Annotated in this window: 18 protein-coding genes; 9 read left to right on the top strand and 9 right to left on the bottom strand. The window is 33.8% G+C overall.

Going from position 1 to position 19,487, the window contains the following annotated elements:
* The first annotated feature begins 33 nt into the window (after positions 1-33).
* Entirely contained in the window at positions 34-1,251 is a 1,218-nt protein-coding gene (locus QYS47_RS14045; protein WP_322346859.1) for an ABC transporter permease, read from the top strand.
* Positions 1,252-1,379: 128 nt separating this feature from the next.
* Positions 1,380-5,681 (top strand): DNA polymerase III subunit alpha, encoded by a 4,302-nt coding sequence (gene dnaE / locus QYS47_RS14040; RefSeq protein WP_322346858.1) that lies wholly within the window; start codon positions 1,380-1,382, stop codon positions 5,679-5,681.
* An 11-nt stretch (positions 5,682-5,692) separates the two neighbouring features.
* Here dnaE and QYS47_RS14035 read toward each other — a convergent pair whose 3' ends face one another.
* Both QYS47_RS14035 and QYS47_RS14030 read right to left on the bottom strand, forming a co-directional pair.
* Positions 5,693-6,313: a hypothetical protein gene (locus QYS47_RS14035; protein WP_322346857.1), complete on the bottom strand. Its 621-nt coding sequence runs from the start codon at positions 6,311-6,313 to the stop codon at positions 5,693-5,695.
* A 144-nt stretch (positions 6,314-6,457) separates the two neighbouring features.
* The gene (locus QYS47_RS14030; protein ID WP_322346856.1) at positions 6,458-6,850 is read right to left on the bottom strand and encodes an Hsp20/alpha crystallin family protein; all 393 of its coding nucleotides are present in this window, start codon (positions 6,848-6,850) and stop codon (positions 6,458-6,460) included.
* A 234-nt stretch (positions 6,851-7,084) separates the two neighbouring features.
* Between QYS47_RS14030 and QYS47_RS14025 the strand changes: the two genes are divergently transcribed.
* Genes QYS47_RS14025 through QYS47_RS14005 form a run of 5 tightly spaced genes read left to right on the top strand, consistent with a single transcriptional unit; the run spans position 7,085 to position 11,679 of the window.
* Positions 7,085-7,774 (top strand): glycosyltransferase family 2 protein, encoded by a 690-nt coding sequence (locus QYS47_RS14025; protein ID WP_302123756.1) that lies wholly within the window; start codon positions 7,085-7,087, stop codon positions 7,772-7,774.
* 2 nt (positions 7,775-7,776) lie between these two features.
* Positions 7,777-9,252, top strand: coding sequence for a cellulose synthase family protein (locus QYS47_RS14020; protein WP_322346854.1), 1,476 nt, complete (start codon positions 7,777-7,779; stop codon positions 9,250-9,252).
* 37 nt (positions 9,253-9,289) lie between these two features.
* Positions 9,290-10,555: a glycosyltransferase 87 family protein gene (locus tag QYS47_RS14015; protein ID WP_322346852.1), complete on the top strand. Its 1,266-nt coding sequence runs from the start codon at positions 9,290-9,292 to the stop codon at positions 10,553-10,555.
* Positions 10,556-10,568: 13 nt separating this feature from the next.
* The gene (locus QYS47_RS14010; RefSeq protein ID WP_308356079.1) at positions 10,569-11,057 is read left to right on the top strand and encodes a rhodanese-like domain-containing protein; all 489 of its coding nucleotides are present in this window, start codon (positions 10,569-10,571) and stop codon (positions 11,055-11,057) included.
* On the top strand, positions 11,050-11,679 hold the full coding sequence (locus tag QYS47_RS14005) for a TIGR04282 family arsenosugar biosynthesis glycosyltransferase (protein ID WP_302123765.1): 630 nt from the start codon (positions 11,050-11,052) through the stop codon (positions 11,677-11,679). Before QYS47_RS14010 ends, QYS47_RS14005 begins: the two co-directional genes overlap by 8 nt.
* A gap of 70 nt (positions 11,680-11,749) precedes the next feature.
* Here QYS47_RS14005 and tsf read toward each other — a convergent pair whose 3' ends face one another.
* From tsf to rfaD, 7 genes are all read right to left on the bottom strand, one after another.
* Positions 11,750-12,580, bottom strand: coding sequence for a translation elongation factor Ts (gene tsf / locus QYS47_RS14000; RefSeq protein ID WP_302123767.1), 831 nt, complete (start codon positions 12,578-12,580; stop codon positions 11,750-11,752).
* 123 nt (positions 12,581-12,703) lie between these two features.
* Positions 12,704-13,498, bottom strand: a complete 795-nt coding sequence (gene rpsB, locus QYS47_RS13995; RefSeq protein ID WP_308356081.1) for a 30S ribosomal protein S2 — start codon at positions 13,496-13,498, stop codon at positions 12,704-12,706.
* Positions 13,499-13,530: 32 nt separating this feature from the next.
* A complete protein-coding gene (rpsI, locus tag QYS47_RS13990) occupies positions 13,531-13,917 on the bottom strand; it encodes a 30S ribosomal protein S9 (RefSeq protein WP_302101604.1) in 387 nt (128 codons plus the stop codon).
* A gap of 11 nt (positions 13,918-13,928) precedes the next feature.
* On the bottom strand, positions 13,929-14,372 hold the full coding sequence (gene rplM, locus QYS47_RS13985; protein ID WP_308356082.1) for a 50S ribosomal protein L13: 444 nt from the start codon (positions 14,370-14,372) through the stop codon (positions 13,929-13,931).
* 262 nt (positions 14,373-14,634) lie between these two features.
* Entirely contained in the window at positions 14,635-15,747 is a 1,113-nt protein-coding gene (locus QYS47_RS13980; RefSeq protein WP_407660370.1) for a BamA/TamA family outer membrane protein, read from the bottom strand.
* Positions 15,748-15,916: 169 nt separating this feature from the next.
* The gene (locus QYS47_RS13975) at positions 15,917-16,738 is read right to left on the bottom strand and encodes a mechanosensitive ion channel family protein (RefSeq protein WP_308356085.1); all 822 of its coding nucleotides are present in this window, start codon (positions 16,736-16,738) and stop codon (positions 15,917-15,919) included.
* A gap of 46 nt (positions 16,739-16,784) precedes the next feature.
* Entirely contained in the window at positions 16,785-17,738 is a 954-nt protein-coding gene (gene rfaD, locus QYS47_RS13970) for an ADP-glyceromanno-heptose 6-epimerase (protein ID WP_302123774.1), read from the bottom strand.
* Positions 17,739-17,829: 91 nt separating this feature from the next.
* Here rfaD and QYS47_RS13965 point away from each other — a divergent pair, with 91 nt between their 5' ends.
* Both QYS47_RS13965 and dnaX read left to right on the top strand, forming a co-directional pair.
* Complete coding sequence (locus tag QYS47_RS13965) at positions 17,830-18,246, top strand: 6-pyruvoyl trahydropterin synthase family protein (protein ID WP_322346846.1); 417 nt, start codon at positions 17,830-17,832, stop codon at positions 18,244-18,246.
* Positions 18,247-18,330: 84 nt separating this feature from the next.
* Positions 18,331-19,440: a DNA polymerase III subunit gamma/tau gene (gene dnaX / locus QYS47_RS13960; RefSeq protein WP_322346844.1), complete on the top strand. Its 1,110-nt coding sequence runs from the start codon at positions 18,331-18,333 to the stop codon at positions 19,438-19,440.
* The last annotated feature ends 47 nt before the right edge of the window (positions 19,441-19,487 follow it).

Raw genomic sequence — 19,487 nt, 5'->3', positions numbered from 1 at the left:
GTTTGAATCATAAATCAAAAATATAGTTTATTCTTGAATCTACCTGATTTTATAGCGAAACGTACGATTAATTCTAAAACTGGGCAATTTTCAGCTAGTATTTACAAGATTGCAATTAGCAGTATTGCCATAGGATTAGGTATAATGCTATTGGCATTATTAATTTTAGGAGGTTTTCAGAAAACCATAAAAGATAAGGTTTACAGTTTTGCAGGTCATATGCAAGTGACCAAATATACTTTAAGCAACTCGTTTGATGAATCTCCAATTTCTACTGAAACTGACTTTTTTCAAAATCATAAGAATTTTCCCTTTATTGATCATGTTCAAGGTATCGCTTATAAGGCTGGATTATTAAAGACTGAGGAGGCGGTAGAAGGCGTTGTCATTAAAGGGATTGGAGTAGATTATGACTCGACCAACTTCAAATCTAATTTAATTGAAGGAAGATTCCCTAAGTTAGAAACTGATAGCTATACAACCGAGATCATTATCAGTAAAGAGATTTCTAAACTATTAAAGTTAGAAATGGGACAAAAAGTGATTATGTATTTTGTCCAAAATCCGCCACGCTACAGACAATTAGAGATAGTGGGAATATATGAAACTGGTTTAGAAGATTTTGACGAGCGAATCATCATTGGAGATATTAAAATGATTCAGCGTCTTAATGATTGGTCCGATGATCAAGTCGGAAGTTATGAAGTTTTTTTAAACGATGATGCTGATGAAGAGGAAGCTGAATCTGTTGTTTTTGATGCAGTAGAAGCAGATCACTTTGTGAATCTTACCAATAAAAAATATCCGCAATATTTTGAATGGCTTGAATTATTAAAACAAAACGTCCAGTTATTTTTAGCCTTAATACTTTTTGTTGCTTGCTTCAACATGGTGGCTGTTATCTTCATTTTAACAATGGAAAGAACTCCAATGATTGGAATGTTGAAATCGATGGGAGCTCAAAATAGATTAATTAGGAAAGTCTTTTTGATGAGTGGACTACGACTAACTTTTAAAGGATTATTATGGGGTAATTTAGTGGCTATTGGGGCGGCAGTTTTGCAATATTATTTTCATCTAATCCCACTCGATCAAGAGAACTACTATATGGATTTTGTTCCTATTCTTTGGGATTTTAGAATGATATTAGGATTGAATTTACTTGTACTAATTGTTGTTCTAATATCATTGTTTATACCCGTCTGGTTTATAGCTCGAATGAAGCCTATAAAAGCCATTCGGTTTGATTAAAAGAAACTAACGTTTCAGTTTAATATCCATCGAAAATTTGATAAGATTTCATTTTTTAGCTTTCCGTTTTTGCTGGTGTTTCACTAATTTCAAATTCTCAAAAATATTTTCTTCTCAGCTATAATTCTATGTATTTAATTTACGATACCGAGACCACAGGACTTCCCAAAAATTATAATGCTCCATTGAGTGATGCAGATAATTGGCCAAGATGTGTGCAAATTGCCTGGCAATTACATGGCGCAAAGGGTGAGTTATTAGATGCTCAAAATCATATCATTATTCCAGAGGGTTTCGATATTCCATACAATGCTGAGAAGGTTCATGGAATCTCAACCGAAAGAGCACATAAAGAGGGTAAGCCACTAACTGAAGTACTGGAAGCCTTTAAAGCCATATTAGAAAAGACAGATGTTGTAGTAGGTCATAATATAGGCTTTGATATTTCAATTATGGGAGCAGAGATGCTTCGCAAAGAACTATCGGAAACTGTATTAACGGATAAGCCGATAATCGATACCAAAGATGCAGGTACAAATTTCTGTAAAATACCTGGTGGGAGAGGAGGACAATACAAATGGCCTACATTAACAGAGCTTCACCAAAAGCTATTTGGAAAAGATTTTGCTGATGCGCATGATGCTGCATATGATGTTGATGCTACTGCAAAATGTTTCTTTGGCTTAATTTCTGAAAAAGCGGTTCAACCATTAGGCGATACCCCTATTGAAGCTATTAATTATGAGCCACCTAAATTAGATGCTGCAAATTTTGCTTCAAGCTCGAAAAATGAAGAAAAGGCAGCAGCTGATGCTTTAAAGCAAGCTAAAAATGCAGATATCTCACAATTAAGCGAAACGCCTTTTGTACACCTGCATTGTCATACTCAGTTTTCTATTTTGCAGTCTACTACAGAAATCCCTTCAATGGTAAATAAAGCAAAAGATTTAGGGATGCCTGCAATAGCCATGACAGATCATGGTAACATGATGGGAGCTTATAATTTTGTACGAGATGCTAATAAGGCTGGAATTAAACCCATTGTGGGCTGTGAATTTTTCTTAACGCAGGATAGAAAAAATAAAAAAAATAAGGATGATGGCTTCCAAACCGTTTTGTTAGCTAAGAATAAGGCAGGTTATCATAATCTGGCTAAATTATCCTCTATCGCTTTTGTAGAAGGCTTCTACTACGTTCCAAGAATTGATAGAGAAGCTTTAGTTCAATACAAAGGAGATATTATTGCTACTACAGGTGGATTGTGGGGTGAGGTTCCTTTTTTAATTCTGAATGCAGGTGAGGCACAAGCTGAAGAGGCTTTTGTATGGTGGAAAGAACAATTTGGAGAGGATTTTTACATTGAATTAAACCAACATGGTATCCCTGAAGAGCAAAAAGTAAATGAAGTTTTATTGAAGTTTGCTAAGAAATATGATGTTAAATATTTTGCTGCTAATAATACGTATTACACCAATAAGGAAGATGCGGAAGCGCAGGATATTTTACTTTGTGTAAAGGATGGAGAAACTACAGGTGCTCAAGGGAAACCTAAAAAATATGTAGGCAAAAGAGGAAGAGAATATCGTTTTGGTTTACCCAATGATGAATTCTACATCAAGTCACCTGATGAAATGAAAAAGCTTTTTGCTGATTATCCTGAAGCAATTGCTTGTACTGCTGAGATAGCTGAGAAAATTGAAGGATTCGAGTTAGCAAGAGATGTACTTCTTCCTAAATATGATATTCCAGAAGAATTTGTTGATCCTAAAGATGCTGAGGATGGTGGAAATAGAGGTGAAAATGCCTATTTAAAACATATTACGTTTGAAGGTGCCAGAAAGAGATATGAAACCATTACTCCTGAAATTGAAGAAAGGCTCAACTTTGAGCTAGAAACAATAGAAAGAACGGGATATCCTGGTTATTTCTTGATTGTACAGGATTTCACTACAGCCGCTCGCGAAATGGGAGTATCAGTTGGGCCGGGTAGGGGGTCAGCTGCTGGTTCAGCAGTAGCCTATTGTATCGGAATTACGAATATCGATCCAGTTAAATACGATTTACTATTTGAGCGTTTCTTAAATCCAGACAGGGTTTCATTACCCGATATTGATATTGACTTTGATGATCATGGTAGACAAAAAGTTATCGATTATGTAATTGATAAATATGGAGCCAATCAAGTAGCCCAAATCACCACTTATGGTACCATGGCAGCTAAATCTGCAATTCGTGATACTGCCAGAGTCATGGAATTACCATTGATGGATGCTGATAGAATTGCGAAGCTGGTGCCAGATATAAAATTAAAAGCACTTTTTGATTTAGCGCCTGATAAAAAGAAACTTTCAGCAAAGCTTAAGAATAATGGTGAGGCCATCAGCAAAGCAGAAGAATTATTAAATCTTGCTAAAGCTAATGATGCTTCCGCTAAGGTGATTAATCAAGCTAGAGTATTAGAAGGTTCTGTTCGTAATACAGGAATACATGCTTGCGGTGTAATTATTACACCAGATGATATTACAAAATTTGTTCCTGTAGCTTTAGCCAAGGATTCTGACATGTATTGCACCCAGTTTGATAATGCTGTGGTGGAAAATGCTGGTTTACTAAAAATGGATTTCTTGGGTTTAAAAACCCTAACTCTAATAAAGGATGCAGTCAGGATTGTAGAAGAAAGACATGGGGTTAAACTAGACCCTGATGCCTTTCCAATAGATGATCAGCAAACCTATGAGCTATTCCAGCGAGGAGAAACGGTTGGTATTTTCCAATATGAATCTCCTGGTATGCAGAAATATTTACGAGAATTAAAACCAACAGAGTTCTCGGATTTGATTGCGATGAATGCCCTTTATCGTCCTGGTCCATTAGAATACATTCCTAATTTCGTTAATCGTAAAAATGGTCGAGAGGAGATCAGCTATGACCTTCCTGAAATGGAAGAATATCTGAAGGAGACCTATGGTATTACGGTTTATCAGGAGCAGGTGATGTTGCTTTCTCAAAAGCTTGCAGGTTTTACCAAAGGTGAAGCGGATGTTTTGCGTAAAGCAATGGGTAAAAAGATATTTGCTTTACTAGAAGAATTAAAGCCTAAATTCATTAATCAGGGTGCAGAAAAAGGTCATCCAAAAGATGTTTTAGAAAAAATCTGGAAAGACTGGGAAGCATTTGCAGCATATGCATTTAATAAATCTCATTCAACTTGCTATGCTTGGGTAGCTTACCAAACGGCTTATTTAAAAGCTCACTATCCAGCAGAATACATGGCATCAGTACTGAGTAATAATATGAACCAGATCACTGATGTTACTTTCTTTATGGAAGAATGTAAGCGAGCCGGTATTGAAGTTTTAGGTCCTGATATTAATGAATCAAATGCAGGGTTTACAGTAAATGAAAATGGTCAGATTCGTTTTGGTTTAGCTGCAATTAAGGGAGCAGGTGCTGCAGCTGTTGAAAGTATAATCCAAGAGCGAAAAGAAAATGGTCAGTACAAGGATGTTTTTGATTTTGCAGAAAGAATACCTTTAAAAAGCGTGAATAAAAAGACTTTTGAAGCCTTAGCTATGGCAGGAGGCTTTGATTGCTTTAAAGATTATCACAGAAAACAATTCTTAGTATCTGATAATGGTGAAGGAACACTCATTGAAAAAATAATTAAATATGCTCAAAAGCTTCAGCAAGAGAAAGACAGCGCTCAGACATCACTTTTTGGTGGAGATGCAGGTGTTGCCATTCCGCCACCGAAAGTGGCTGAGATGGAGCCTTATTCTGAGCTAGAAAAACTAAATATTGAGAAAGAAGTAGTAGGGCTCTTCATTTCCGGTCATCCGTTGGATGAGTTTAAATTTGAGATGGAAAGTTTCTGCAATACTCCAGTTTCAGAGTTAAATGATTTAGAAAGTCTTGCTGCCAAAAATGAAGTGAAAGTAGGGGGAATAGTAACTGCCGTTGCTCATAGGCAAACCAAAACTGGTAAACCTTTTGGTACCCTACAACTAGAAGATTACGGTGGATCGTTTACCTTTTTCCTTTTTGGAGATGATTATTTAGGCAATAAGCAATTCTTAGAAAATGGTTGGTTTATCTTTATTTCAGGAAGAGTAGCTCGTAAAAAGTGGGGAGATCAAGGCTTAGAATTCAAGATTAGTAATATCGAACTCCTGTCGGAATTAAGAGATAAACGTACTAAAAGTTTATCGATCAGTTTAGATCTGAATGCTATTACTGAAGATTTAATTGTAGAATTAGATAACTTATGCCAAACCTTTAAGGGCGAATGTGAAGTAAAATTAGAATTACTTGATAAAACAAATGGCTACAGAGTTGAAACCAAATCTAGAAAATATAAGGTGAACCCTAGTAATGAGTTATTAGAAGGTTTAGGAAGAATTCCAGATTTGAATTATAGAATTTTGACATAATTTAGATTCTATTACTTTTTAAATTCATTAATGAGCTTTTGTATGTTAGTTCTTATTTGAAAAGCATAGGTGCTTAAACTAGTTGGATTATTGTTGTATTCTTGAATATCAGTTCTGACTCCAAAAGAGGTATGGTCAAAAATCATGAATTCAAAATTCACCCCAACTGCCTTTCCATAACTTAAGCCTGAGAATGCTACTTTTCTATAAGATAGAAAATCTTCTATTGGTGTTTCTGGAGGTTGGTTCGAACCATGTAAATACCTAACTTCATCCGAATAACGACCAATTAAACCTACATGAGGGGTTATGGTAATCGGTCCTAATTTTATTCTAAGATTTACATCATATTGCATCATTAGATTATAAGAATGTTCATCTAGACTTATATCGTCCAATTCAAAATAACGCTTATTGGTTGCATGTATTATACCTACCTGAGCGCTGGCGTACACAAACTTCCAAATGCTTTGGTCGATTCCTACATAATGATGTTTGCCTGGTAACATATCATGTCCTCCAAATCCTGAACCAGCGAAATAAGAGATGGAATTCACTTTGGCTTCTTCCTGAGCTGCAACTGTAATTGAAAACAAGGTAAAGATAAGGATGGGAAGTAATTTACTAAGCATGGTTTTGGTTCTTAAGTAGGTAAATAGTTGGTATATTATAAACCTAATCAAAGTGTTGGGAATAAAAAAATCCTCTTCAAACTTTGGAAGAGGATTTTGAGTCAATTTTAAAATTCAATGCAGGTCCCTAACCTACACGCAGATTTATATTTGTTTGATATTGATTTCTTTCTTGCTTTTAGCACTATTTTTTCCAATTGGAATAAAAATTTCTAGTTTTCTGTCATGATGAACGGCCTCTACTTCATCTGTATTTGCAAAAATTGGTAAATCAACCTTTCTGTAAAACAAAGGAATCATAACACCTAAATTCTCAGCTGGATGATTCATGTTTGCAAATATATGAAGCGAATTACGCTCTGAAATCACTTTAAGCTGATCTGCTGAAATACCTGGCGCTTCAACAGTAATTAAAAACCCATCATTTTGATTTTCTATATTGAAATTCACTTTTGCAATTCCACCTGCAAGGGTATTTAATTGATCGCCTTGAAATAGTAAGCTTCTTAATATGTCTTTGTTTTCTAATAAATTCATAATCACTGAATTTTTAAATAATTGATGTACTTACATCAAAGCTTGTTCCAAATAAGAAAACTTGCTGATATAGGTCAAAATGACATTTAATTACAATACAAACTGACAAAAGGACTGCAGGATATGATTCACATATCTTGGAATAGTTATTTTTTATAAGTTAAACAGGATTTTTGTCTAAAGTAAGACATATTAGAACGCTTGAATTTGTACTTTTGCACTCTAATTAAGCCAATGGACTCAAAAATAGTTGTTATTATACCCGCCTTTAACGAGGAAAATTCAGTAGGAAAAGTTGTGAATGATATTCCAAAAGATTCTGTTGAGGAGATTATTGTGGTTAATAATAATTCTACTGATAAGACTAGAGCTGCAGCGGAATTAGCCGGGGCTATAGTTTTAGATGAGCCTATTAAAGGGTATGGTAATGCTTGTTTAAAAGGATTAGATTATGTCAGCAACAAGGATAGTAATCCAGAGATTATTGTTTTTCTGGATGCGGACTATTCGGATTACCCTGAACAATTAAATGAACTTGTGGCACCTATCATTGAAAATAATATGGATATGGTTATTGGCTCAAGGGCTTTAGGCAATAGGGAATCAGGGAGTATGACCATTCCACAAGTATTTGGTAATTGGTTAGCAACACGTTTGATTAGACTTTTTTACGGTTATCAATTTACCGACTTAGGTCCCTTCAGAGCAATTAAATGGGAAAAGCTTCAAGATTTAGCTATGAGTGATAAAACATTTGGTTGGACTGTTGAAATGCAGGTGAAAGCAGCAAAGAAAGGATTGAAATGTACAGAAGTTCCTATGAAATACAGGAACCGAATTGGTAAATCTAAAGTTTCGGGTACAGTTTACGGTACTTTTATGGCAGGATATAAAATATTATACACGATTTTTAAATATTTATAAGCATGACTTGGGAATGGCTTATCATCATATTGTATGCAATTAGCTTGCTGTTTATATTTTTCTTCAGCTTAGGACAATTGCATCTTACCTATCATTATTTGAAGCAAAAAAGGAGTCGTAAGTATAAAAAAAGTGCAACTCCTGAAATGGAATCTGAATATCCAAAAGTTTGTGTTCAGTTGCCCATTTATAATGAAAAGTATGTAGTAAGCAGATTGGTAGATTCTGTATGTCAATTAGATTATCCAAATGATAAACTTTCAATTCAAATTTTGGATGATTCTACTGATGAAACAACTTCTATTCTTATGGAAAAAGTTCAGGAGTGGAAAGCGTATGGAAAGAATATAGAATTAATTCGTAGACCTGACCGAGTTGATTTTAAAGCGGGAGCTTTACAGTATGGAATGCAGCAAACGGATGCTGATTTTATTGCCATATTTGACGCTGACTTTTTACCAAAGCCTTATTTTTTAAAAGCTACCATCCCACATTTTCAAGATGAAAAAATCGGTGTGGTTCAAACTCGTTGGGGTCATGTAAACAAAGATTATTCTATCTTGACCAGATTACAAGCGTTTGGACTTGATGCCCATTTTACCATCGAACAAGTAGGGAGAAATAATGCAGGTTCCTTTATTAATTTTAATGGAACAGGCGGGGTCTGGAGAAAAAAAACCATTGAAGATGCGGGAGGATGGTCAGCCGATACTTTAACCGAAGATTTGGATTTAAGCTACCGTTCTCAATTAAAAGGATGGAAGTTTTTATATAAAGAGGATGTAGAATCTCCGGCAGAGCTCCCCATTATAATGCCAGCCATAAAATCACAACAGTTTAGATGGAATAAAGGAGGGGCAGAAACGGCCAGAAAAAATATTGCTAAAGTTTTTAAATCGAATCTTTCGATCTCCAATAAGCTTCATGCTTTTTTTCACTTATTCAATAGCTCAATTTTTATAGCTATTTTGATCACTGCCATTTTAAGTGTCCCAATGTTGTGGATTAAGAGTATTCACCCTGAATTAAAAATACTATTTCAAATTGGGAGCGTTTTTTTATTAGGGTTCTTTTCAATTGCAATATTTTACTGGGTGGCGAATAAGCATTTAATGAAAACCAAAAAGCATGCGGCTTATTTCTTTAAAACTTTCCCTTTGTTTATAACGGTTTCAATGGGCTTATCGCTTCACAATGCACTAGCTGTTGCTGAGGGTTTGCTAGGTTTTAAATCTGCATTTATCAGAACACCAAAATTTAATATTTCTGATAAAAACAAAAGTTGGAAAGATAATAAATACATCAAATTACAATTTAGCTGGTTAAGTGTTTTAGAAGCTTTCCTTGCAATTTATTTTGCCTTTGCTATTTACCTTGGATTTAATTTAAAGGATTACGGTTTAGTGATTTTTCACCTAATGTTGATGTTAGGCTTCCTAACCGTTTTTTACCATTCAGTAAGACCTCAATTCAAATAGTTTGAACCAATATTGGAAGTATATCGCAATACTAATAATGAGTTTTTTGCTTATTAGTATCAGCTATTATACAGAGCGATTTGAAAGTACACTATTAATTTCTCAATACTTTTTACTGTTTGGTATTTACCTTTATTTCTGTTTACAAAAGGAAAAATTTACTGTTCGAGAAATAATTTCTTATGCCATTTTATTCAGGTTATTATTAGTAATTCTAGTCCCGAATTTATCTGATGATGTGTATCGTTTTATATGGGATGGAAAATTATGGTGGGATGGATATGATGCTTACAGTATTCTTCCCTCAGAATTTTTAAAAAGATCGGAATCAGCTAAATTTTTATTTGAAAAACTTAACTCGCCCGAATACTTCAGTATTTATCCTCCTATTAACCAGCTCGTTTTTATTGTAATTACATTATTTGATAAGCTATTCACAAGTATAATTGCTTTAAGATTACTTATAATTTTTACTGAGATTGGGAGCCTTTATTTTTTATTAAGGGTATTTAAGCAAATAAATTTGAATGGCAAGTCCTTATTATTTTATGCATTTAATCCACTTGTGGTTTTAGAATTGGTAGGTAATCTTCATTTTGAAGTATTTGTAATTTTCTTTTTAGTATTATGCATTTATTATTTTAATCAGGAAAAAAAATCAATAAGTAGCTTGTCGCTTGGCTTAGCAATTAGCTTCAAATTATTTCCTCTAATCTTTTTAGCTAGTTTCTTTAAATATTTATCTCTAAGAGACTATCTCAAATACATAGTATTAAGCTTATTCCTAGTAGCTATTATATTTCTACCCTTTATATTTTCAGATGTGTTCAAAGCCATATTCAGTAGCTCTACTTTATATTTTAAAAACTTTGAATTCAATGCAAGTATATATTTCTTGGTTCGTGAAATTGGTTTCCTAGCTAAGGGATATAATATAATTGGCACTGCAGGCCCCATTTTAGGACTTATTTCTTTTTCAGCGATGGTAATATTTAATTTGATCAATATTAAAGATATGAAGCTTGCAGAGAGAATGATGTGGACTTATTTCATATATCTACTTTTTGCTACTACCGTGCACCCCTGGTACATTTTACCTCTTTTAGTCTTAGGTATTATATCAAAATATTGGTTCCCGATCGTATGGTCATTTCTAATTTTTGTAACGTATTGGGGATACACCGAAAGTGGTTATATCCAGAATTTATCCTTGATATCAATTGAATACATCTCTTTAATCATTTTCATCGTATTTGAGTTATCCTATAAAAGGAGAATAAAGAAAAGTAATTCTTATGCATAAAATACTAATTAATATGATGATACTTTCGTTTCTGCAATCATTAGTAGCCTGTGGTCAACAAACTTATGATCAGAAATTAAAATCAATATACAGCAATACGGTAAACTTAGTTCAACCTAAAGAGGTGTCAGAAAAGCTCAATGACGAAAATACTGTATTACTTGATACACGTTCAGCAAAGGAATATGCTGTAAGCCATCTGCCTAATGCTAAATTTATTGATTACGATCGATTTGAAATAGAACAAGTAAGTGAAATTGATAAGGATAAGGAGATTATTGTTTATTGTTCAGTTGGCTACAGAAGTGAGAAAATAGGAGAGAAGTTAAAGGAGGCTGGTTATCAAAATGTTAAAAACCTATATGGAGGTATTTTCCAGTGGAAGAATGAAAATTTTGATGTAGTGAATCAAGAAGGGGAAGTGACTGATAGTGTGCATACCTATAATAAAAGATGGGGAAAATGGTTAGAAGAAGGTAAAGGGATTAAAGTATATGAATAAGAAAAGACTATTAATCATATTTGTTAAGAATCCTGAATTAGGGAAATGCAAAACTCGACTTGCAGCTACAATAGGAGATGAAAAGGCTTTAGTTTTTTATAAAAATATGCTTCAAAAAACTAAAGAGGAAGTAGAAGAATTAGCCTTTGATAAGGCTGTTTATTATTCCTCCTTTATCGATAAAGATGATTTATGGCCCAATAACCCACCATTCTACAAGCATATTCAAAACTCAAATCCTGATCTAGGAGTAAAGATGCAATCTGCATTTGAAGATGCATTTAATAACGGATACGAATCAGTTTGCATTATGGGTAGTGATTGCTATTCTCTGAATAAAGAAACTCTAGAATCCGCTTTTTTAGCTCTTGAGCATAAAGATGTTGTTTTAGGGCCGAGTAATGATGGTGGCTATTATTTATTAGGGATGAATAAACCTTATGTAGATTTCTTTCAAAATAAAACATGGAGTACTGATACTGTAGCTCCGGATACTGTTTTAGATTTTAAAAATTTGAATCTAAGTTATCAATTGCTCGATGAATTAGTCGATATTGATAATGAAGAGGATTTTAATACTATTCCAAAAGAGGAGAGAAATAAACTTTTAATTCGATATTAATTGGACATAAAAAAAGCCTTTGAAATTATTTCAAAGGCTTTTGCAAAGATCTAAAAATTAGATTTTATGATTATCCAATTGCAACTCTTTTGAATTCAGTAACAGTCATTCCTTTGTTCACTGAATCTAAATATTGAGCAATTGAAGTTTTGTTATCTTTTACGAATGCTTGGCTTAATAAAGTATTCTCTTTAAAGAACTTATTTAATTTACCAGTAGCAATTTTTTCTAACATCTCTTCAGGTTTTCCTTCAGCTCTTGCAGTTTCTTTACCTATTTCGATTTCTTTTTCTACTACAGAAGAATCAACGCCATCTTTATCAACAGCTACAGGGTTCATAGCAGCGATTTGCATAGCAACATCTCTACCAGCATCAGTTACATCAACATCACCAGTGTTTTTCAATGATACTAATACACCTAATTTAGCGCCAGCGTGAACGTAAGAAACTACTTTTTCTCCTTCTAAAGTCTCGTAGTGGCTGATTTCGATTTTCTCACCGATTTTACCAACCATTTCAATAACTTTTTCACCGATAGTGATATCCTCGTAAGGGATAGCTTTTAAAGCCTCCATATCAGCTGGTTTTTCAGCAGCAACTTTCTCAATGATTTCTTGTCCAAATTTCTGGAAGTCTTCATTCTTAGATACGAAATCAGTTTCACAAGTTAAAGAAATCAAGAAAGCCTGTGACTGATCATCATTAGTTTTGATGAATACATTACCTTCTGTAGTTTCTCTATCTGCTCTTTTTTCAGATAATTTTTGACCTTTTTTTCTTAAGATCTCGATAGCTTTGTCAAAATCACCATCAGCTTCTGTTAATGCCTTTTTGCAATCCATCATGCCGGCACCTGTTATTTCTCTAAGCTTTTTTACTTCTTGTGCTGTAATAGCCATGCTTATTTGATTTTAGTGTGTTATATACTTTATTTCTTGAATGGGTTTAAACAAAAAAATGAACACCGAATCTTGTCCGATGTTCAATTTTATTGTTATTCAATATTCTACATGAATAATGATTTATTCAGCTGATTTTTTAGAAGCGTCTTCTTTTTTAGTTTCAGCTTTAGCATCTACTGCTTTTTTCTCTTCCTCAGCTTGCTTCATTTTAGCATCATCTTTCTCTTGCTTTCTTTCCATTAAGCCTTCTTCAATAGCTTTACCGAAAGATTTCAAGATTAAGCTAATTGATTTCCATGCATCATCATTAGCAGGAATTGGATAATCAACTTGCGTAGGATCAGAATTCGTATCAACCATTGCGAAAACTGGGATATTTAATTTCTGAGCCTCTTTGATTGCAATATGTTCTCTTTTGATATCGATTACAAAAAGAGCTGATGGTAATCTGTTAAGATCAGCGATACCACCTAATACACGCTCCATCTTTTCTCTTTCACGCTGAATCATTAATCTCTCTCTTTTTGCAAGATTAAGATAAGATTCGTCTTTCTGTAATTTATCGATATTAGCCATTTTCTTTAATGACTTTCTGATAGTTGCGAAGTTAGTTAACATACCACCTTGCCATCTATCAGTAACATAAGGCATGTTTAATCTTTTCGCTTCTTCTTGAACGATATCTTGCGCTTGCTTTTTAGTAGCTACAAATAAAACTTTCTTACCAGAACGAACATGATTTTTGATCGCGTGGCATGCTTCATCTAAAGCAGCTAAAGTTTTGTTCAAGTCAATAATATGGATGCCATTACGCTCCATGAAAATGTAAGGAGCCATTTTTGGATCCCACTTTCTTGTTAAGTGTCCGAAATGGACACCAGCTTCAAGTAAGTCGTTGTACTCAAGCTTAGCCATAAGTGTTTATATTTATTGTTTGTAAGTAAAAATTAACGTTTAGAGAACTGGAATGCTCTTCTAGCTTTTCTTCTACCGTATTTCTTACGTTCAACCATTCTAGGGTCTCTAGTAAGAAATCCTTCTGCTTTAAGTGCAGGTCTGTGCTCAGGATCAATTTCGCATAAAGCTCTAGCTATAGCTAAACGAACAGCTTCAGCTTGACCAGCAACACCACCACCATCAACATTAACTTTAAGGTCGAAAGAACCTTCAGTTTTTGTAGTAGCAAATGGTTGATTTACGATAGCTTGAAGAATTTCAGTTGGAAAATAATCCTTAACGTCTTTAGAGTTAATGGTAATAGCACCTTTACCAGATTGCATGTACAATCTAGCAACAGATGTTTTTCTTCTTCCAATGGTGTTTATAATTTCCATCTATTGATTTTTTAGATTTCTTTAACTTTAGGTTTTTGTGCTTCATGACCATGCTCAGCGCCTTCATAAACATAAAGGTTTCTGAACAAGTCTCTGCCCAATCTGTTTTTTGGCAACATACCTCTAATCGCTCTCTCTACTAATAAAGTAGATGATTTAGCTTTTAGCTGGCGAGGTGTGATTTCACGCTGACCACCAGGATATCCTGTGTAAGTCTGATACGTTCTATCATCCCATTTTTTGCCTGTCATCAATATTTTGTCTGCGTTGATAACGATAACGTTATCACCACAATCAACATTAGGTGTGTAACTCGGCTTGTTTTTACCACGAAGGATTTTCGCAACATCGCTGGCAAATCTACCTAATACTTTTCCTGCAGCATCCACAACAACCCAGTCTTTTTCAACTGTTGCTTTGTTTGCTGAGACGGTTTTGTAACTAAGCGTATCCACTATTTTTTCTTTTTGTTAGTTCTTAACTCCTTATTAATTAGCTTTTTACAGATAGTTAACATTTATGATCGGGCGCACTATCCGCTAAAAGGGACACAAAGATAGAAGCTTATTAATTGAAAAACAACATACTAAGGAAAAAATGCGCTGGTTTTCAGTCAATAAGTGCTATTTTTTGTGGCTGCAAAATTAGTAAATATAAATGAAGTCTTAACCTTTCTGGAATTAATTATTTGAAACTAATTTTATTAAATTACTATAATTAAAAAGCTTCACCTATAAAAAGATAGAATCCTGTGCCCTCAGCAGTAAATGCAATATCTAATCGAGTGTAAATATCTTTTTTAGGGAATAAAAGAAATCTTAAGCCTGCACCGCCTGATACTACTACATTATCTAAGTTAAAATTTCGCATATCTGGAAATACTTTGCCAGCTCCTGCGAAAACAGCGGCTCCAATTCTATCGGTGAAGTTAAAAGGAATTGGTAAAAACCGATATTCTACTTGTGCGGCTATTTGGTTTCTGTCCCGATATCTTCCATAGTAATAGCCGCGCATAATACTTTCACCTCCCATTAGAGCTAATTGATTAAAAGGAACGTCTCCTGAATTGAATTGTCCTAATAATTGTGAGGCAAATACATTGTGTTTACCTATCGATCTGTAAAGTCGAGTATCAGAAATTATGGATGTAAAATTAAAGGTGCTACCCCAGGCTTGATTATAGTGAAGCATGGCAAGCTCTGAAAAAAAGCCTTTTCTAACATTCAATACATTATGTCGATTATCATGAACTAAACCTATTCCAAAACCTAGGTTAGTTGAACCATTACTTCCTAATGGTAATTCTTGTGGCTCGATGATTTCTTCAGCAGGATTGAAATTCACAGAAGATAAGCGCTGAAAATCAGTTTCAAAACCTAAAAACACATCTTTTCTGATTTTTCGTAATATTCTTTCTTTTATGAATATTTGATTGGCATCAACTCGAGCAATATATTCTTCAGGTGTATCATTTCCAATTCCATGATAAAAGAGAGGGAAGCTTTGGAATCTTATTCTACCCAGTAAAAACCATTTGTCTTCATCGGAATAAATGGCATGATCGAACCATAAGCCATATTGATTTTCAAGGGTGAAAAAAGTAAATCCATTAATTTCACTTAATCGATTCGTGGTATCTTGATTTGCATAATAAACGAGCAGTGAGCTTAAACCAAATTCCCAACTGGTTTCAGGCGCATAAGCTAGGGTAGGGTAGATCAAGAACTGGGGTTTTTGAATGTCACTGGTATCATTGATTATACTATTAATGTATTTGCTTACGAAGTTCTGTCCGTGTGCAAAATTAGTAAGGCTTATTAAAGTACTTATGAAAATTACTTTTAGAGTATTCGATAATGATATATTCAAGCTTTTATTCTTTTAACTTTAGTCAAAGAAACGATATTGAAGTATATCTTCATCTATATTTTGAAAAATATTTGAAAAAAAATAGCCTTTGAAACTACAAAGGCTATTTAAATTTCTGATTTTAAATAATTTATTTAGTTCTCATATGTATATCTCTTTGAGGGAAAGGAATTTCTATGTTTTGTTTCACAAATTCGTTATTAATGGCTTCCATATTATCGAAGTAAACTGGCCATAGATTGTCCGTAGAGGTCCAAACTCTAACACTTAAATCTAAAGAACTATCTCCAAAATTAGTAAATTTCACTACTGGTTCTGGGTCTGGATTAATTCTGTCATCTTTCGATAAAACACCTAAAATAATTTCTCTTACTTTTTGAAGATCTGACCCGTAAGCTACTCCCACATTCAATTCAGCTCTTCTGGTATCTTTAGCTGTTGCATTTTTAACACTTGAATTAGCTAAGCCTCCATTTGGAATTATGATTAATTGATTATCAAATGTTCGAAGATGAGTGTGGAGTATATCAATTTTTTCTACTACTCCCATATGCCCTTGAGCTTCAATAATATCATCAACTTTGAAAGGCTTTGTAATGAGTATCAAAATACCGCCTGCGAAGTTCGATAGACTTCCTTGTAAGGCTAAGCCTATTGCTAAACCTGCTGCACCTAATACTCCTAATAATGCTGCTATTTTAATATCAATGCTTTGTGCTATAACTAATACTAAAGCAATGTAAAATACAAAGCGTAAAAAAGAAGTTAAAAAGGAAGCTAAAGAAACATCAAGCTCGGACTTTTTAAATGCTTTTTTGATTCCTTTCATGATGTAACTAATCAAAATTCGTCCTATAACGAAAATCAGAATCACTTTTATCAATGCAATTCCAAATTCAATACCATAAGATTGAATTTTCTCTAGTACATCTGGATCAAGTTGTTCTAACATAGTTTTATAGTTTTAGTGATACTTTATATAAACTGAATATAGTTAATTATTTTTTTATGTTTTGTAAATATTGGTCAACTCCTTCTTCTAGTGAGGTAAAATCCTTAGGATATCCAATTGACTTTAATTTTTCCATATTAGCTTCAGTGAAATACTGATATTTATCTCTGATATCTTCAGGAGTATCAATAAAGCTAATATCTTCTTTCATTTTCATAGATTTGAATACTGCTTTCACTAGATCTAAAAATGTACGAGCTTTACCGCTGCCCAGATTGTAGATGCCAGAATTTTTACGATGATGCATCAACCAAATCATGACATCAACAACATCATTTACAAAAACAAAATCTCTCATTTGTTCTCCATCCTTAAATTCAGGATTGTGTGAACGAAATAATTTCATTTTACCACTTTCTGAAATTTGACGATAAGCATGAAGAATAACACTTGCCATTCTTCCCTTATGATATTCTCCAGGTCCATACACATTAAAGAATTTTAAACCAGTCCAATAAAAAGGCTTTACCTTTTGGTTCAGTGCCCAAATGTCAAATTCGTTCTTGGAAACACCGTATGGGTTAAGTGGTTTTAAATGAGGGATTTTACTTTCATCATCATCATAGCCTAATTCTCCTAAACCATATGTGGCTGCAGAACTTGCATACACTAATGGAATTTGCATTTCTATACACTTTAACCAGATCTTTTTAGAATATTCGGTGTTTAACTGTGATAATAGTTCTTTGTCAAATTCAGTGGTATCCGTTCTAGCTCCTAAATGAAAAATGAACTCAATCATTTTAGGATCTTGTTTTTCAAGCCAATCAAAAAAGACGTCTCTTTCAACTTTTTCTTGAATTTTTAATCCTTCTAAGTTTTTATTTTTATCGGCATTGTCAAACTTGTCAACCGCAATTATGTGGTTAAATCCTTCAGAATTTAACTTTTTAATCAAATTTGAAGCTATAAAACCTGCAGCGCCAGTAACTATTATCATGAGATGTATGTTTTTGAATTAAGCTATTTGAACAAAACTATTTATTATAAATGAATAAACGTATATTTGCAGCCTAAAAATTGAAATTGGCATGATTTACGTTAATCGTAAAGAACATTTTAACGCAGCTCACAAGCTTTTTAACCCAAACTGGAGCAGGGAAAAGAACGAAAAGGTTTTTGGTCCTTGTGCAAATGAAAACTGGCATGGTCATAATTTTGAATTGATTGTGACAGTAAAGGGTGAGCCAGATCCTGAAACTGGCTTTGTGGTAGATTTGAAAAAATTAAGCAATCTGATTAAATCAGAAGTAATAGATAAGGTCGATCACAAAAATTTAAACATGGATGTGCCATTTCTTAAAGGTAAAATGGCAAGTTGTGAGATCATTATTGCAGAATTCTGGAGAATACTTGAGCCGAAAGTTAAAGAATTACAAAAAGGGGCGAGTTTACATAAATTAACTCTTTATGAGACTCCAAGGAATTTTGTGGAATATTATGGCTAATTAATAATGAAAGCCTCTAAATTTTTTTCATAATAAAATGCCAATGATTCCTTAAAATCGAAAGTGTATTTATAAATTGCGCTAATGGAAAATTTTGTTGTATCAGCAAGGAAGTATAGACCAAAAGGATTTGATGAAGTAGTAGGACAAAAACACATTACTACTACTTTAAAAAACGCTATTGATAATGATCATTTAGCGCAATCTCTACTTTTTTGTGGTCCTAGAGGGGTAGGTAAAACTACCTGCGCTCGAATTTTGGCCAGACTGATCAACGATTTTGATGTAGATAATATGGAGGGTTCTTCTTCCTTAAATATCTATGAGCTAGATGCAGCTTCTAATAATTCCGTGGATGATGTTAGAAATCTTATTGATAAGGTAAGAGTACCCCCTCAGCACGGAAAATATAAAGTATATATTATAGATGAGGTTCACATGCTTTCAAATGCAGCATTTAATGCATTCTTGAAAACATTGGAAGAGCCACCGTCTTATGCAATTTTTATTCTGGCTACTACGGAAAAGCATAAGGTAATCCCAACTATTCTTTCCAGATGTCAGATCTATGATTTTAATAGAATAAAAGTATCTGATATATCAGATCATTTGAAGGAAATTGCTGATAGAGAAGGCATAGAAGCAGAAGATGCTGCTTTGCACTTAATTGCGCAAAAGGCAGACGGAGCTTTACGTGATGCACTTTCTATTTTTGATTTAATTGTTACCTTTTCGCCTGATAATAAAATCACTTATCAAACTACCATTGATAATCTTCATATTTTAGATTATGATTATTATTTCAAGGTGACGGACGCTTTAAATGGTGAAAAAATTCCTGAAGCATTATTACTGTTTGACGAAATCCTGAAGAATGGCTTTGATGGTCATAATTTTGTAAATGGACTGGCTTCTCATTTTAGAGACCTTTTAGTTTGCAAAGATGCCTCTACTCTAGAGTTATTAGAAGTTTCGGATCAAGTAAAAGCGCAATATCAGGAGCAAGCGAAGAATGTTGACGCTTCATTCTTGCTATCTGGTTTACAGATTCTTAATCAAACGGATCAATCCTATAAAGCGAGTAAAAATCAAAGATTGGCAGTTGAGTTAGCTTTGATGAAGTTAGCAAAGCTCAATAGTGCTATTGATTTAGCGAAGCAGCAGGAAGAAGTTCTAAAAAAAAAAGTAAGCTAAGTGAACAGTCTGATTCTGAAGATGACTCATCTTCAGTAAAAAAGACT

The sequence above is a fragment of the Marivirga arenosa genome (genome assembly GCF_030503875.2).
Lineage (GTDB): Bacteria > Bacteroidota > Bacteroidia > Cytophagales > Cyclobacteriaceae > Marivirga > Marivirga arenosa.
The sequence above is the reverse complement of the archived record's forward strand: the minus strand, read 5'-3'. Positions and strand labels throughout refer to the sequence as shown.